This window comes from Streptantibioticus ferralitis, assembly GCF_029223525.1.
Lineage (GTDB): Bacteria > Actinomycetota > Actinomycetes > Streptomycetales > Streptomycetaceae > Streptantibioticus_A > Streptantibioticus_A ferralitis.
The window spans coordinates 276,153-288,959 of record NZ_JARHTQ010000004.1 but is presented as its reverse complement, the minus strand read 5'-3'; the positions used below and the strand labels follow the sequence as shown (position 1 = coordinate 288,959).

The window sequence follows — 12,807 nt, the reverse complement described above, 5'->3', positions numbered from 1 at the left end:
ATTTCCGCCAGGGTACAGTAATCATGTCAGTGAACAACTGTCATCCCAACTGTTCACTGACTGTTCGGTTCACCGGATCCCACGTCTTAACGGAGAAGGCCCGTCATGGCTCTCGCCCTGATCGTCATCGCCCTCGGCACCCTGTTCGGCGCCGCCGCTTACGCGCCGACTCCGGTGTTCATCGCCGCCGCCGCGGCGATCGGCGGCTGGCTGCTCGTGTTCTACGTACGCGAACGCGTCAGCCGCGCCAACCGCGCCCGGAACCACTGACCACTCCCGAAGGGAAACCACCACCATGGACACCGTCGCCCCGGCCCGGACCACGGCACCCGCCAGGCGTTCGGACGCTGACGGCACGGCCGTCGCCTCCTTCATCCTGGGGCTGCTCGGCACCTTCGTCCTCAACATCGTCTTCGGACCGCTCGCCATCACCCTGGGCGCGGTCGCCCTGGTGCGCGGCACCCGCCGGCGCGCCCGGGCACTGCTGGGGCTCTTCCTCGGCATCGCCGACATCGCCATCCTCGCGACCTTGATCACCACCCACCAGAGCATCAGCTGGACCCCCGGCTTCTGAGCCGCCGAGCCGCGGACACCCGGCCCAGCCGGACACCGGGGCAACACCGCAACCGCTTGGGAGACTTCGACACACCAGGCCTTTCCCGCGCGAGACGCGGCATCGAACAAACGTTTAGGCTCGACCGGTGACCATCTACGACCCCGCCGAATCCGACTCGAAGGCGCGCCGCCGTGGCTGAGTGGATCGCCGTGGCCGCCGATCCGGTCGGCGCGGGCGGACGGCTGCAGGCGCTGGGCGCGGACGGGACGCCGCTCTCGGCGGCCGAGCCGGTCGACGACCTCGCGGAGGCGGTGGCCGTACGGGAGGCCCGGCTGCGGCCGCGATGGGTGTGGGCGGCCACGGACGATCTGTACCCGCGGCTTCTGGACCGCGTTCCGGTGCGGCTGGGCCGCTGCCACGACCTCAAGCTCGTCGAGGCGCTGCTGCTCGGATACGAGGGCGGGCACGGGCAGCCGCGTTCCCTGGGGGCGGCGTGGGCACGACTGCGCGGACTGCCGGTCCCGGACGACGCGCGCGACGGCGCAGCCGATGGACAACCGTCACTGTTCGCCGCCGACCGCCATCAACTCCCGCCCGATGTGGACCAGTTGACGGCCGTGGTGGCGGTCCACGCCGAGCAGCGGCGCCGGATCGCGGCGATGGAACGGCCGGAGCGGATGCGGCTGCTCTGCGCGGCGGAGTCGGCGGGGGCGCTGGCCGCGGTGGAGATGGCCAGGGACGGACTGCCCTGGAGCGCGGCCGTCCATGACGCACTGCTGACCGATCTGCTGGGGCCGCGTCCTTCGGGCGGGGCGCGGCCGCAGGAGCTCGACCGGTTGACGGCGCGGTTCCAGGAGGCGATCGGCCGCCCGGTCAATCCGGACTCGCCCGCCCAGGTGCTGTCCGCCTTCGCACGCGCCGGGGTGAGCCTGCCGTCCACCCGCAACCATGTGCTGAAGGATGCCGGTCATCCGGCCGCCGCGATCCTGCTGCGCTACAAGGAACTCTCCCGCATCCACTCGGCGCACGGCTGGGCATGGCGCGAGCAGTGGGTAGGTGGCGGCAGGTTCCGTCCGGAGTACGTGGTCGGCGGGGTGGTGTCCGGCCGGTGGGCGACGCGCGGCGGCGGCGCGCTGCAGATCCCGCGGCTGCTGCGTTCGGCGGTGGTCGCCGATCCGGGACACCGCCTGGTGGTCGCCGACGCCGGGCAGTTGGAGCCCAGGGTGCTCGCGGCCATGTCCGGCGACCGGGGACTGTGCGCGGCCGCCGCGGGCGGAGACATGTACGCCGACCTGGCCGGCACCGCGTTCGACGGCGACCGGGGACGCGCCAAGATCGCGCTGCTGGCCGCGATGTACGGGCAGACCAGTGGCGAGGCCGGGCAACTGCTCGCGATACTGCGCCGCCGTTTCCCAGCCGCCATGGGACTGGTCGAGGAGGCCGCGCGCGTCGGTGAGGCGGGCGGCGTCGTCCGGTCCCAGCTGGGCCGTACCTCCCCGCGGCCGTCGGCGCTGTGGCCGCAGGACGACGAGGAGACGGCGGACGGCGCGTCTCCGGCGCTGCGGGCGGCGCGCGCGTGGGGGCGCTTCACCCGCAACTTCACCATCCAGGCCAGCGCCGCCGACTGGGCGTTGGCGGTACTGGCGGCGCTGCGCCGCCGGCTCGCGGCGCTCGGGCCGGACGGCGGCGCACCGCCTCGGCTGGTGTTCTTCCAGCACGACGAGGTGATGGTGCACACCCCCGTCGAGTTCGCCGAGGCGGTCGCCGAAGCGGTCACCGAAGCGGCGCGGGAAGCGAGCCGACTGGTCTTCGGTGACACGCCGGTGTGCTTCCCGCTGCAGACCTGCGTCGTGGAGTGCTACGCGGACGCGAAGTGACGCGCCCGCGGAACACGTCACACCGCGGGGTCGGCGGGCGCCTCTCCCTCGACGGCTACCAGCGCCACCGTGTCGTAGAACGACAGATGGCCCTTGATCTGCTCGACGTTCGGGATCGGATCCTGGTACGCCCAGACCACATCGGTGTGCGCCTTGCTCCGCTCGCCGTCGCCCACATAGGTCCAGTAGGACGCGACGCCCTTGAACGGGCAGGTGGTGTGGCTGTCGGTCGGCTCGAACAGAGTGAGATCCACATCCTCCGGCGGCAGGTAGTAGCGGACCTTCATACCGGTCTCGTACACCAGGACCGGACGGCGGGTCTCGGCCACCACACGGCCGTCGATCTCCACTCTGACGTGCTGCGAACTGGGCACCGCCGCTACGCGGTGGCCGTGGACACGTTCTGTCATTGCGCCTCCTCATCCCTCTGCACATCTGGAGATCCCGGTGCGCTACGGGACATCCCTTTGCCCCACTGGGGCAACACGACTATCCGGCGGCCTGTTCCACCTCGATCAGCACCTTGCCCACCGCATTGTCCCGCACGGCGTCGTGCGCGTCGGCGGTCTTGTCCAACGGGAAGCGGTGCAGTGGCAGTCCGGCGTCCGCGCCGACCCGGAACGCCCCGTCGGCCACCGCCGCCGAGACGTCGGCGACGGCGTGCTTCTTCGCCTCCTCGGGGAAGAAGTACAGCAGCACGCCCTGCCAGCGCAGATTGGCGGTCATCGCCACGCGTACCGGAATCCGCAGCTCGTCCTCGGGGTTGCCCGCGTAGTAGGCGATGACCGCGTTCTGCGCGGCGACCGCGTGGTCCAGCTCCGCGTTGGCCGCCGGGGCGACCTCGACGATGATGTCGACACCCGCCGGTGCCGCCTCGCGGATCACCGAAGCGGCGTCCTGCTCACGGTAGTTGACCACGTGGTGGGCGCCCGCGGCCTTGGCCAGCTCCGCCTTGCGCGGTCCGCTCACCGTGGTGATCACCGTCGCCCCGGCCCAACGGGCCAGCTGGATCGCGGCGTTGCCGACCGCGCCCGCGCCACCGGCGACCAGCACGGTACGGCCCGCGAGGCTCCCCGGCGTCAGCCGGGTGGGACCGCCGTCGGCGACGGTCAGGCAGCGGTGCGCGGTCAGCGCGGGGACGCCGAGGCTGGCGCCGAGTTCGAACGAGGCATGGTCGGGCAGTGCGACGGCCTGGTGCTGCGCGATGGTGAGGTACTCCTGCGCGGTGCCGTCGGCGCGCTGCCAGGCCGCCTCCCACAGCCACACCCGCTCGCCGATCCGCTCGCCGGGCACGCCTTCGCCCACCGCGTCGATGACACCGGCGCCGTCCTGGTCGGGCACCTGCCCCTGCTCGCCGAGCGGGCCCCACACCGGGGCCGTGCGCACCTTCCAGTCGGTGGGGTTCACCCCGGAGACATGCACCTTGACGCGTACCTCGCCCGGACCGGGCTCGGGAACCGGCCGCTCGACGAGGGAGAGGACATCCGAACCGCCGTGCTGGGTGTAGACGATCGACTTCATGTCCTCGTACAAGTCACCGGGCGGCTGGATTCTTCCCACCCGGCAGCCGGGCCGCGAGATATCCGGCGGTCCGGCTGGCGGGCAGCGCCGGATGGCATTCGCGGCGATTTTACGGGTTCGTTCCGCCGGTCCAGCGGTCGCCGTCCACGCCGGTGTTCCAGCCCGGTCCGGGTCCCGTCCGGGACTAGGATCTTCGCAGAGTCCTGGCCCCTCCCACCTCACACGTCCCGGAGGACGAGCGACTGTGCGTGACGAGACGATCAGCGGATTCCTGGAGCGACTGGCCGCTCGGCAACCAGCCCCCGGCGGCGGTGCGTCGGCCGCGCTGCACGCGGCGCAGGGAGCGGCCCTGCTGGGCATGGTGGCCCGTTACACGACCGGCGAGAAGTACGCGGCACACCACGAGGCCATCGACCGGATCATCACCGCCACCGACGAACTGCGGGCGGCGGCTGTGCAACTCGCGCAGGATGACGCGGCGGCCTTCGGCGCCGTCGCGGACGCGTACCGATTGCCCAAGGGCACCGAGCAGGAGAAGGCGGCTCGTTCGGCCGCCATCGGCGAGGCGCTGGTCGGCGCCGCCTGGCCGCCCTCCGAGGTCATCGGCGTGGCCGAACAGGTGGTGACCGCTGCCGAGGGGCTGCTGCCGGTCGGCAATCGCAATGTCATCTCCGATGTGGCCGCCGCCGTCGAGGCCGCCCGGGCGGCGGCCACCACCGCCCGCGTCAACATCGAGATCAACCTGGGTGGCATCACGGATGACCGGGCACGCGCCGAACTGGCCGAGGTGGCGGGCGAGGTGGACGGCATCGCCGCACGCGCCGACCGGGTCACCGCCGCCGTCCGCGAGGAGATCGCCAAGTGACCGCAACTCCCCTGTACGGCAAGGAACTCGCCGCGGCCATCCGTGCCGAGACCGCCGAACGCGCCGCGATCCTCGCCACTTCCGGGCGCCCGCCGAAACTGGCGGTGGTGGTGGCGACGGACGACGAGTCCAGTGCCTGGTACGTGCGGTCCATCGCCAAGGCGGCCGGGCAGACGGGTATCACCTGCGACATCGTCGACCTCGGGCCGGACGCCGACGCGGAGGCGATCGTGGCGCGGCTGCGCGGGCTCAGCGCCGATGACACCGTGCACGGGGTCTTGCTGCAGACGCCGCTGCCGGGCGGCGCCGCGTTGCAGGATCTGGCGTCCGCCATCGCTTTCGGCAAGGACGTGGACGGCGCCAATCCGCTCAGCCTCGGGCGGCTTGCGGCCGGGCTGCCCGCCCATCCGCCCGCGACCGCCGAGGCCGTGGTGGCGATCTTGGACCACTACGGGATCGAACTGGCCGGACGGCGGGTCGCGGTGGTCGGCCGCTCCACGGTGGTGGGCAAACCGGCGGCACATCTGCTGCTGGACCGGAACGCCACGGTCACCGTCTGCCATTCGCGCACCACCGACCTCGCCACCGTCACCTCGACCGCCGACGTGGTCGTGGCCGCGGTGGGGCGGCCAGGGCTGATCACCGCCGACCATGTGCGCCCCGGAGCGGTCGTGGTGGACGTCGGCACCAACCCCACTCCCGACGGCGGCCTGACCGGCGACGCGGACGCCGCCTCGCTCGCCGGCCGGGCCGGAGCCCTGACCCCGGTCCCCGGCGGCGTGGGCCCGGTCACCACGGCCCTGCTGCTCCGGCACACCGTGGCCGCCGCGACGGCGCGCTGAGCACGCGGACGAACATTGGGCGGGCGGGTGCCAGACCCCCGTGTTGGCACCCGCCCGCCCTTCTACTGATAGTCCATCGGCCGTCAGCAGGCCGTAAGCATCCCCGGAAGCTGGCAACAGACCCCACCAGAACCCAGCCCCCCCGACACCACGCCGACCAAGGCGACACGCCCACGAACCCGGGCCCGGGGGCCGCCCCCGGAAAAGCGCGGCGGCACCCCACCGACACCGGGCAGGGTGTCAACAGGCCGTAAATATCAGCGGGTTTCGGATACGGGCAGCGCTAACGTCCCGCCGGACCGCGGTCGCGGCCCGCACCGTGCCGGACAGGCTACGAGTATGGAGAGCGGAAGTGCTCGCGGCAGGTGGCCCATGGCTTCGGTCCACTGGTCGCGCTCGGTACGGCATGATGCCCGGCCGCACAAGCTGGTCAGTGATCTCGTACTGCCCCTCGGCTACGCGTCGGCCGCGGTCCTGGCCGCGGTCCTGGAGTTGGGCGGCGGGCGCGACCACCTGTGGTTCTCGGTCGCGGTCTTCGCGGTGCTCACCGCGGTCTTCTCCGCGCAGACCCGGGTGGTGTGGGCTCCGGCCGTGGCGGTGGTCTGCTGGCTGTTCCTGGACGGGTTCATGGTCAACAGCCAGGGCGAGCTGGCCTGGCGGTCGACGGACCGCGCCGGTCTCGCGGTACTGCTGGTCGCGGCTCTCGCGGGAGCCACGACCGGGGCGATCACCCGGCGCCGGGATCACGCCTGAGGGTCGCGGGGGGGGGGGGTGGGGGCCGCGGGGGGCGGCCACCACGCGGGCGGTCAGCGGTCGTGGCTCAGGTCCACGTCGAAGTCGTCCTGACCACTGGGGTCCAGCCGGACCGGGGTGGCGACCGGCGGATACCCGCTGGCGATCACCGTGTACTGACCGCCGTCCAGGTCGGTGAACCCGTATTCGCCGTCGGCGCCGGTGGTCGAGGTGCCGACCACGTTTCCGGCGGGATCGAGCAGGGTCACCCTGGCGTCGTCCAGCGGCACACCCCCCGCGGTGCGCACCGTGCCGCGGATGCCGACGCCCGGAGCGAGCCGTACCTCGTACCAGTTGGGCGTACCGGTCGCGACCTCGACCGGCAGCGCGGCCGGGCGGTGGCCGTCGGCGCTGACGGCGAGCGTGTAGGAGCCCGGGACGAGTTCACCGAAGGCGAAGTCGCCCTCCACCCCGGCGGCGCCGGAGGCCACGACCTCACCGCGCACATCGGTGGCCACCACCAGCGCGCCGGGCAGCGGGTCGCCGCCCACGGCGTCCCGTACCGCACCGGTCAGTCCGGCGGCGCCGCTCAACGTGAGGTCGAAGTCGACCGGGGCGTCGCCGACCACCACGGTGGCCGCCTGCGGCTGGCGGGCACCCGCCGAGCCGATGAGGACGTAGGTGCCACTGCCGGGCGTGTCGAGTACGTACCGGCCGTCGGCCTGGGTGGTGGTGCGGCCGAGCTGGCGCCCGCCGACGTCGATGAGGGTGACCACGGCCTGCGGCACCGGTGCGCCGTCGCCGTCCATGACCACACCGCGTACCGGGGAACCGGCACGCTCCAACACGGCCGTGGTGGCGGCCAGTTCGACGGCGTCCACCGGTGTGTCGTCCCGCTGATGGCCGCCGGTGCCGGACTCGACGGCCACGGCCTGCTCCACGACGGGCTCGGTCGGCTCGGCGGGCTGTGCGGCCGTCCCGTCCGACTCGGCGGCCTCGGCGGCGCGGGCCTCCAGACCGGAGACCTGCCGCAGCGGCACCTCCTTGATGAACAGCACCAGCAGGAAGGCCGCCGCGCACACGGCCGCGGCCAGCAGGAAGACCGAGTGCATCGAGTCGGCGAAGCCCTGCTTGAAGGGCTCGGCGAGCCGCGGGTCCAACTTCTGGATGAACGACGAGTCGCTGAGCACGCCGGAGCCGCCGGCCGCACCGGGGTGCTTCAGCATGCTGAGCACCGGCTGGTTGTCGGGGTTCGACAGCACCGCAGGGTCGTGCAGCGCCGCCTGGAACCGGTGGGTGTGGGCAGCGGACTGGAACGCCGAGGAGATCTTGCCGCCGACGTTGCTGAACAGTACCGACAGGAAGATCGCGGTACCGGCGGTGGCACCCATCTGCCGGAAGAAGGTGGACGAGGCGGTCGCCACGCCCATGTCCTTCGGCGGCACCGCGTTCTGCACCGCGAGCACCAGCGTCTGCATGCAGCCGCCCAGGCCGAGGCCGAAGACCAGCATGAAGACCATGGTCTCCCACAGCGCCGTGTCCCACTGGACCCTGAAGTGGAACAGCAGCATCGCCGCGACCATCAGCACGGTGCCGATGATGGGGAAGATCTTGTAACGCCCGGTCTTGGAGGTGATCTGACCGGACACGACCGAGGCGATGATCATGCCGACCATCAACGGCAGCATTTCCAGACCGGACTTGGTGGGGCTGGCGCCCTTCACGATCTGGAGGTACTGCGGGATCATCAGCATGCCGCCGAACATGCCCATACCGACGAGCACGGAGAGCAGGCTGGTCTTGCTGAACGTGCCGTTGCGGAACAGCCGCATCGGGATCAGCGCGTCATCGCCGATCCACCGCTCGACGAAGACCCAGGCGATGATGCCGACCACGCCGATCGCGTAGCAGGCGATGGACCGCGTGGAGCCCCAGCCCCAGTCCCGGCCCTGCTCGGCGACGATCAGCAGCGGCACCACGCCGATGGCGATGGTGATCGCGCCCCACCAGTCGATCCGGTGGTCACGACGGGTGTGCGGGAGGTTGAGCACCTTGGCGACGACGAACAGCGCGATGATGCCGATCGGCACGTTGACCAGGAAGACCCAGCGCCATCCGGTGATGCCCAGCAGGCTGCTCTGGCCGGCCAGGAAGCCGCCGATCAGCGGTCCGGCGACGCTGGAGGTGGCGAAGGTGCCCAGCATGTAGCCCTGGTAGCGGGCCCGCTCGCGGGGCGGCACGATGTCACCGAGGATCGCCAGGGCCAGCGACATCAGACCACCCGCGCCGATGCCCTGGAACGCCCGGAAGGCGGCCAGTTCGGTCATCGAGGTGGAGAAGGTGCACGCCGCGGAGCCGACGATGAAGACGCCGATCGCGGTGAGGTAGTACGGCTTGCGGCCGTGCAGGTCGGACAGCTTGCCGTACAGCGGCGTGGCGATCGTCGAGGTGATCAGGTACGCCGTGGTTGCCCAGGCCTGCTGGCTGAGGCCGTGCAGATCGTCGGCGATGGTCCGGATGGACGTGCTGACGATGGTCTGGTCGAGTGCGGCCAGGAACATGCCCAGCATCAGGCCGCTGAGGATGGTGAGGATCTGCCGGTGGCTAAGGCCGCCAGGCGAGGTTATCGGCTTGGACTCCACGGTCGGCGGAGACGCGGACGTGCTCATATCTGTGTTTCTCCCTGCTTCGCCGCGGTGCCCGCGTGCCCCCCGGGGCAGAGCCGCGCCTGTTGTTGTTCCACCAAGTCGTCGTTGAGTCGCGCCATCAGCCGGATCAGCTGACGGCGGTCCTCCGCCGGCCAGGGCTTGAGGAGCTCGGCCAGCTCCGCGTCGCGCTGGCGCTGGTACTGCTCGAACGCCGCACGCCCGGCCTCGGTCGCGGTCAGCAGCGACCCTCGCCGGTCCTCCGGGTCCGGACGGCGCTCGACCAGACCTCGCTCCACCAGGGAGCGCACCTGACGACTGACCGTCGACAGGTCGAGGAAGGCGTCCGCGGCCAGATCGGTCGCCCTGCGCTCACCGCCGATCACCAGCCTGGCGAGCAGTACCCGGTCGGCTGCGCCCGGCTCGTGCTTGGCCCGCTGCTTCCAGGCCGCGATCAGCCGGGTGAGCCGTACCAGTTCCGTACCGAGACCGGCCGCGGCTTCGGCGAGCCCCGACCGGTCCGTGGCCTCTGTAGCCGCTGGGCCGTCACTGTGGACCGTCCCCTCGCCCATCGCCTTCCGCCTCCGAAGTGTATTGCTTGTATCCAGCAAGCTACCCTAACCCGCTCCGGGCGCATCCCCGCACGCGGGGAGTGAAGATGTCATAACAACGCGACCGCCTGGCCGGGGACGCGTTCCCCGGCCAGGCGGCCTACAAGACGGGCGCGGAGCGGTCAGCCCTCGCGGGAAGCGCGGCGCTCGACCCGGATGGCGTCCCCATCGCGCACCGTGCGCAGCACCTGGGGATCGCCGTCAAGGGTGCCGAGGACGTTGCAGGGCGAGGCGAGCCGGCACTCGTCCCCCTGGGAGACCGGCGTGGGGCCGTACGGGAGGGCCAGGGAGTCGCCGTCGGTCCAGAAGGCGACCGTGCCCGGCTCGACGACCTGACGGGCGCCGGGCTCACGCGGCACGCCGAGGGGCGTGGTGAAGTACACCTCCGCGCCCCAGGTGCCAGCCGAGGAGGTGATCGGCAGCACCTCCCACACGGCCCTGGCCGTGGGCGTCTCGGAAAGCGTGGCGGTGGCCTGTCCCGCCGGCCACAGGATGCGTATCCGCATGGGGTTCTCCGATTTCCCTGCCGCGCCCACGGCAGGGAACCCCCGAATTCAACATTTTGTCAATGGCCATGGTTTTCAGCGCACCATGGGACTGGAGTAGTGTGCCGCCCCTCTCACAGATTCGCGGCGCAACGGGGGCGCCGCCAGGGGAAGTTGAAGGAGAGCACATGACCAGAGCGAGCCGGGGCCGCAGAAGAACGGGCGTCATCGCCGCTGCCGCTTTCACGGCCCTGCTCGGGACCGGCATACTCGCCGCTCCCGCCTCAGCTCACGTCCCGGGGTGGTCGGTGACCTGCGACAAGGTCTCGATCGACCTCACGTACTACAACGCACACGCCACGAACACGGTGACGGTCAAGGCCGACGGCAAGGACCTGCTGCCGACGACCACGTTCCCCGACGCGTTCAGCAAGACCCTCGAACTCCCCGCGCACAGCAGCCCGTTGCAGGTGGAGCTGGTCGTGCACGCCGGTGACGACCAGAGGTACAGCTCCGACCAGACCAAGACAGCTCCGGTGTGCGCGAGCACCTCACCCGCCCCGAGCCCCACGCCGTCCAGCACTCCGTCCTCGTCGAGCACCCCGGTGCCCGGCGTCAGCGCCACCATCAGCGCCTCTGCCGTCGCTCCCGTTCCGTCGCCCTCGAAGTCGGGACCGAACCTCGCCGAGACCGGTGGCTCCAGTTCCACACCGGTGATCGCCGGTGTGGCGGTCGCCGTCCTGACCGCCGGTGGCGGACTGTTCCTGATGGGCCGCAGGCGCCGCACATACGGTTCGCACGCTTCCCGCTGAACGGCTGGACCGCTTCATCACTTAATCGCTGGATCGCTCAATCGCTGGATCGCTGGATCGCTGGATCGCTGGATCGCTGGATCGCTGGATCGCTGACAACGGGGTACGGGACGCCGTAGGCCCGGGCCGGGCAGGCGAGTTCACCGCCGCCCGCCCGGGCCTACGGCATGAGCGTTTCGGCCCCGTTCGGTCGGTCGTCGGCCATTCTTCGCCGTGTCACATCCGCAACGACACGTCGAAGGTGCATCGTCGGCCCTCATGAGTCGCACCGAACCTCCCACGTCCCGGTCCTCCGTGACCCGCCGGGGCCTGCTCACCGCGGCCGGAGCGGGTGTCTCCCTCATCGCCGTCGACGGCGGCCGGGCCAGCGCCCTGCCCGCCCCCTCCCCCATGCTGCTGAGCCCCCCGAGCGCGCTGGACGCTCCGGCGCTCGCCGGGGTGCATCTGCAGTTCGGTGCCGACGCCTCCCGCGAGGTGACGGTCTCCTGGCAGACGGATGTCTCCGTGCGCCGCCCCCGGGTGATGCTCGGCACGGTCGAACATGGTGTCGGCACCACCTATCCGGCCGAGACCCGGACATACCGCGACCCGGTCACCGGCGAGGAGGTGCTCGCCCACCACGCCCGTATCCGCGGGCTGCGGCCCGGTGGCGAGTATCTGTACATGGCGGTGCACGACGGTGCGACGCCGGAGGCGGGCACCTTCCGCACCGCACCGCGCGGACGGCACCCCTTCACCTTCACCAGCTTCGGGGACCAGGCCACCCCGCAGGTCAACAAGGCGCAATCGGGCGGACTTTGGGGCCAGGACAACTTCGGTTCGCCGTACGCGGGCGACACCACGTCCGCCGTGGAACGGGTGGCTCCGCTGTTCCATCTGCTCAACGGTGACCTGTGCTACGCGCAGTTGTCGGCCAACCCGACCCGGGTGTGGCGGGACTGGTTCATCAACAACGGCCGCAGCGCGCGAAACCGCCCCTGGATGCCCGCCGCGGGAAACCACGAGAACGAACTGGGCAACGGACCCATCGGGTTCCGCGGCTACCAGACGTACTTCAACCTTCCCGACAGCGGAGCGGAGGACGAGTTCAAGGGCCTGTGGTACGCGTTCACCGCCGGATCGGTGCGCGTCATCATGCTGCAGAACGATGACGTGGCCTACCAGGACGCGGGCGGGTCGTATGTCAACGGCTACTCCGGCGGTGCCCAGCAGCGCTGGCTGGAACAGGAGTTGCGGCGCACCAGGGCGGACAAGGACATCGACTGGATCGTGGTGTGCATGCACCAGGTGGTCATCTCCACCGCCGACTTCAACGGCGCCGACCTCGGAGTCCGCAAGGCCTGGCTGCCGCTGTTCGACCGGTACGGGGTCGACCTGGTCGTCTGCGGTCATGAACACCACTACGAGCGTTCGCTGCCCATTCGCGGACAGCAGGGCAACTCGACGGCCACGCCCATCCCGGTCTCCACCGACCTCGCGGTGGCCGACACCAGCAAGGGCACCGTGCACATGGTGATCGGCGGCGGCGGCATGGGCTTCACGTCCAACGGCAGGCTGGGCGACGGACGGACCGCCAAGGTGATCGTCGCCCGCGGCGACACCAAGGCTAACGGCCACTACCAGCCCGTTTACGCGCATGAGGACGCGCCGTGGTCGGCGTTCCGCGACAAGGAGAACCCGTACGGTTTCTGCGCGTTCGACGTCGACCCCGGGGAGCCTGGCGGCCGGACACGGATCCATGTCACGTACTACGCGGTGACGGGCCCGGGCGGGACGATGAAGCCGGTCGACCGCTTCACCCTGGAACGCCCCCGCAGGGACGGCTAGCGCCTGGCCGACGGATTGCGGCGGTCATGTGACC

General features: G+C 71.1%; 13 protein-coding genes. 8 read left to right on the top strand and 5 right to left on the bottom strand.

Annotated elements, in window-relative coordinates; genetic code table 11:
- The first annotated feature begins 105 nt into the window (after window positions 1-105).
- The 3 genes from P2L57_RS08545 to P2L57_RS08535 all read left to right on the top strand — a co-directional run bounded on the left by P2L57_RS08545 (window position 106) and on the right by P2L57_RS08535 (window position 2,433).
- Window positions 106-270, top strand: a complete 165-nt coding sequence (locus P2L57_RS08545) for a hypothetical protein (protein ID WP_275810838.1) — start codon at window positions 106-108, stop codon at window positions 268-270.
- A 25-nt stretch (window positions 271-295) separates the two neighbouring features.
- On the top strand, window positions 296-574 hold the full coding sequence (locus P2L57_RS08540) for a DUF4190 domain-containing protein (protein WP_275810836.1): 279 nt from the start codon (window positions 296-298) through the stop codon (window positions 572-574).
- Between the two features lie 173 nt (window positions 575-747).
- Window positions 748-2,433: a bifunctional 3'-5' exonuclease/DNA polymerase gene (locus P2L57_RS08535; RefSeq protein ID WP_275810834.1), complete on the top strand. Its 1,686-nt coding sequence runs from the start codon at window positions 748-750 to the stop codon at window positions 2,431-2,433.
- Window positions 2,434-2,450: 17 nt separating this feature from the next.
- On the opposite strand, the gene P2L57_RS08530 is transcribed toward P2L57_RS08535, so the two are convergent.
- Both P2L57_RS08530 and P2L57_RS08525 read right to left on the bottom strand, forming a co-directional pair.
- Window positions 2,451-2,843 (bottom strand): DUF427 domain-containing protein, encoded by a 393-nt coding sequence (locus P2L57_RS08530; RefSeq protein ID WP_275810832.1) that lies wholly within the window; start codon window positions 2,841-2,843, stop codon window positions 2,451-2,453.
- Between the two features lie 79 nt (window positions 2,844-2,922).
- A complete protein-coding gene (locus P2L57_RS08525) occupies window positions 2,923-3,993 on the bottom strand; it encodes an NADPH:quinone reductase (RefSeq protein ID WP_308292443.1) in 1,071 nt (356 codons plus the stop codon).
- 205 nt (window positions 3,994-4,198) lie between these two features.
- On the opposite strand from P2L57_RS08525, the gene P2L57_RS08520 reads away from it, so the two are divergent.
- From P2L57_RS08520 to P2L57_RS08510, 3 genes are all read left to right on the top strand, one after another.
- A complete protein-coding gene (locus tag P2L57_RS08520) occupies window positions 4,199-4,819 on the top strand; it encodes a cyclodeaminase/cyclohydrolase family protein (RefSeq protein ID WP_275810830.1) in 621 nt (206 codons plus the stop codon).
- The gene (locus tag P2L57_RS08515; protein ID WP_275810828.1) at window positions 4,816-5,661 is read left to right on the top strand and encodes a bifunctional 5,10-methylenetetrahydrofolate dehydrogenase/5,10-methenyltetrahydrofolate cyclohydrolase; all 846 of its coding nucleotides are present in this window, start codon (window positions 4,816-4,818) and stop codon (window positions 5,659-5,661) included. Before P2L57_RS08520 ends, P2L57_RS08515 begins: the two co-directional genes overlap by 4 nt.
- Window positions 5,662-6,033: 372 nt before the next feature.
- Window positions 6,034-6,414, top strand: a complete 381-nt coding sequence (locus P2L57_RS08510; RefSeq protein ID WP_275810826.1) for a DUF4118 domain-containing protein — start codon at window positions 6,034-6,036, stop codon at window positions 6,412-6,414.
- Between the two features lie 53 nt (window positions 6,415-6,467).
- Here P2L57_RS08510 and P2L57_RS08505 read toward each other — a convergent pair whose 3' ends face one another.
- The 3 genes from P2L57_RS08505 to P2L57_RS08495 form a co-directional block, all read right to left on the bottom strand.
- A complete protein-coding gene (locus P2L57_RS08505) occupies window positions 6,468-9,062 on the bottom strand; it encodes an MFS transporter (protein WP_275810823.1) in 2,595 nt (864 codons plus the stop codon).
- Window positions 9,059-9,610 (bottom strand): MarR family winged helix-turn-helix transcriptional regulator, encoded by a 552-nt coding sequence (locus tag P2L57_RS08500; RefSeq protein WP_275810821.1) that lies wholly within the window; start codon window positions 9,608-9,610, stop codon window positions 9,059-9,061. Before P2L57_RS08500 ends, P2L57_RS08505 begins: the two co-directional genes overlap by 4 nt.
- A gap of 161 nt (window positions 9,611-9,771) precedes the next feature.
- Window positions 9,772-10,155, bottom strand: coding sequence for a cyclophilin-like fold protein (locus P2L57_RS08495; RefSeq protein ID WP_275810818.1), 384 nt, complete (start codon window positions 10,153-10,155; stop codon window positions 9,772-9,774).
- Window positions 10,156-10,322: 167 nt separating this feature from the next.
- Here P2L57_RS08495 and P2L57_RS08490 point away from each other — a divergent pair, with 167 nt between their 5' ends.
- Window positions 10,323-10,946: an LAETG motif-containing sortase-dependent surface protein gene (locus tag P2L57_RS08490; protein WP_275810815.1), complete on the top strand. Its 624-nt coding sequence runs from the start codon at window positions 10,323-10,325 to the stop codon at window positions 10,944-10,946.
- A gap of 258 nt (window positions 10,947-11,204) precedes the next feature.
- Window positions 11,205-12,773 (top strand): purple acid phosphatase family protein, encoded by a 1,569-nt coding sequence (locus P2L57_RS08485; protein WP_275810812.1) that lies wholly within the window; start codon window positions 11,205-11,207, stop codon window positions 12,771-12,773.
- Window positions 12,774-12,807 lie beyond the last annotated feature (34 nt).

What these genes read in the sequence shown, in the direction of transcription:
- P2L57_RS08545 (WP_275810838.1), top strand. Translation starts at nt 106, where the DNA reads ATGGCTCTCGCCCTGATCGTCATCGCCCTCGGCACCCTGTTCGGCGCC.
- P2L57_RS08540 (WP_275810836.1), top strand. Translation starts at nt 296, where the DNA reads ATGGACACCGTCGCCCCGGCCCGGACCACGGCACCCGCCAGGCGTTCG.
- P2L57_RS08530 (WP_275810832.1), bottom strand. Translation starts at nt 2,843, where the DNA reads ATGACAGAACGTGTCCACGGCCACCGCGTAGCGGCGGTGCCCAGTTCG.
- P2L57_RS08510 (WP_275810826.1), top strand. Translation starts at nt 6,034, where the DNA reads ATGGCTTCGGTCCACTGGTCGCGCTCGGTACGGCATGATGCCCGGCCG.
- P2L57_RS08505 (WP_275810823.1), bottom strand. Translation starts at nt 9,062, where the DNA reads ATGAGCACGTCCGCGTCTCCGCCGACCGTGGAGTCCAAGCCGATAACC.
- P2L57_RS08500 (WP_275810821.1), bottom strand. Translation starts at nt 9,610, where the DNA reads ATGGGCGAGGGGACGGTCCACAGTGACGGCCCAGCGGCTACAGAGGCC.
- P2L57_RS08495 (WP_275810818.1), bottom strand. Translation starts at nt 10,155, where the DNA reads ATGCGGATACGCATCCTGTGGCCGGCGGGACAGGCCACCGCCACGCTT.
- P2L57_RS08490 (WP_275810815.1), top strand. Translation starts at nt 10,323, where the DNA reads ATGACCAGAGCGAGCCGGGGCCGCAGAAGAACGGGCGTCATCGCCGCT.
- P2L57_RS08485 (WP_275810812.1), top strand. Translation starts at nt 11,205, where the DNA reads ATGAGTCGCACCGAACCTCCCACGTCCCGGTCCTCCGTGACCCGCCGG.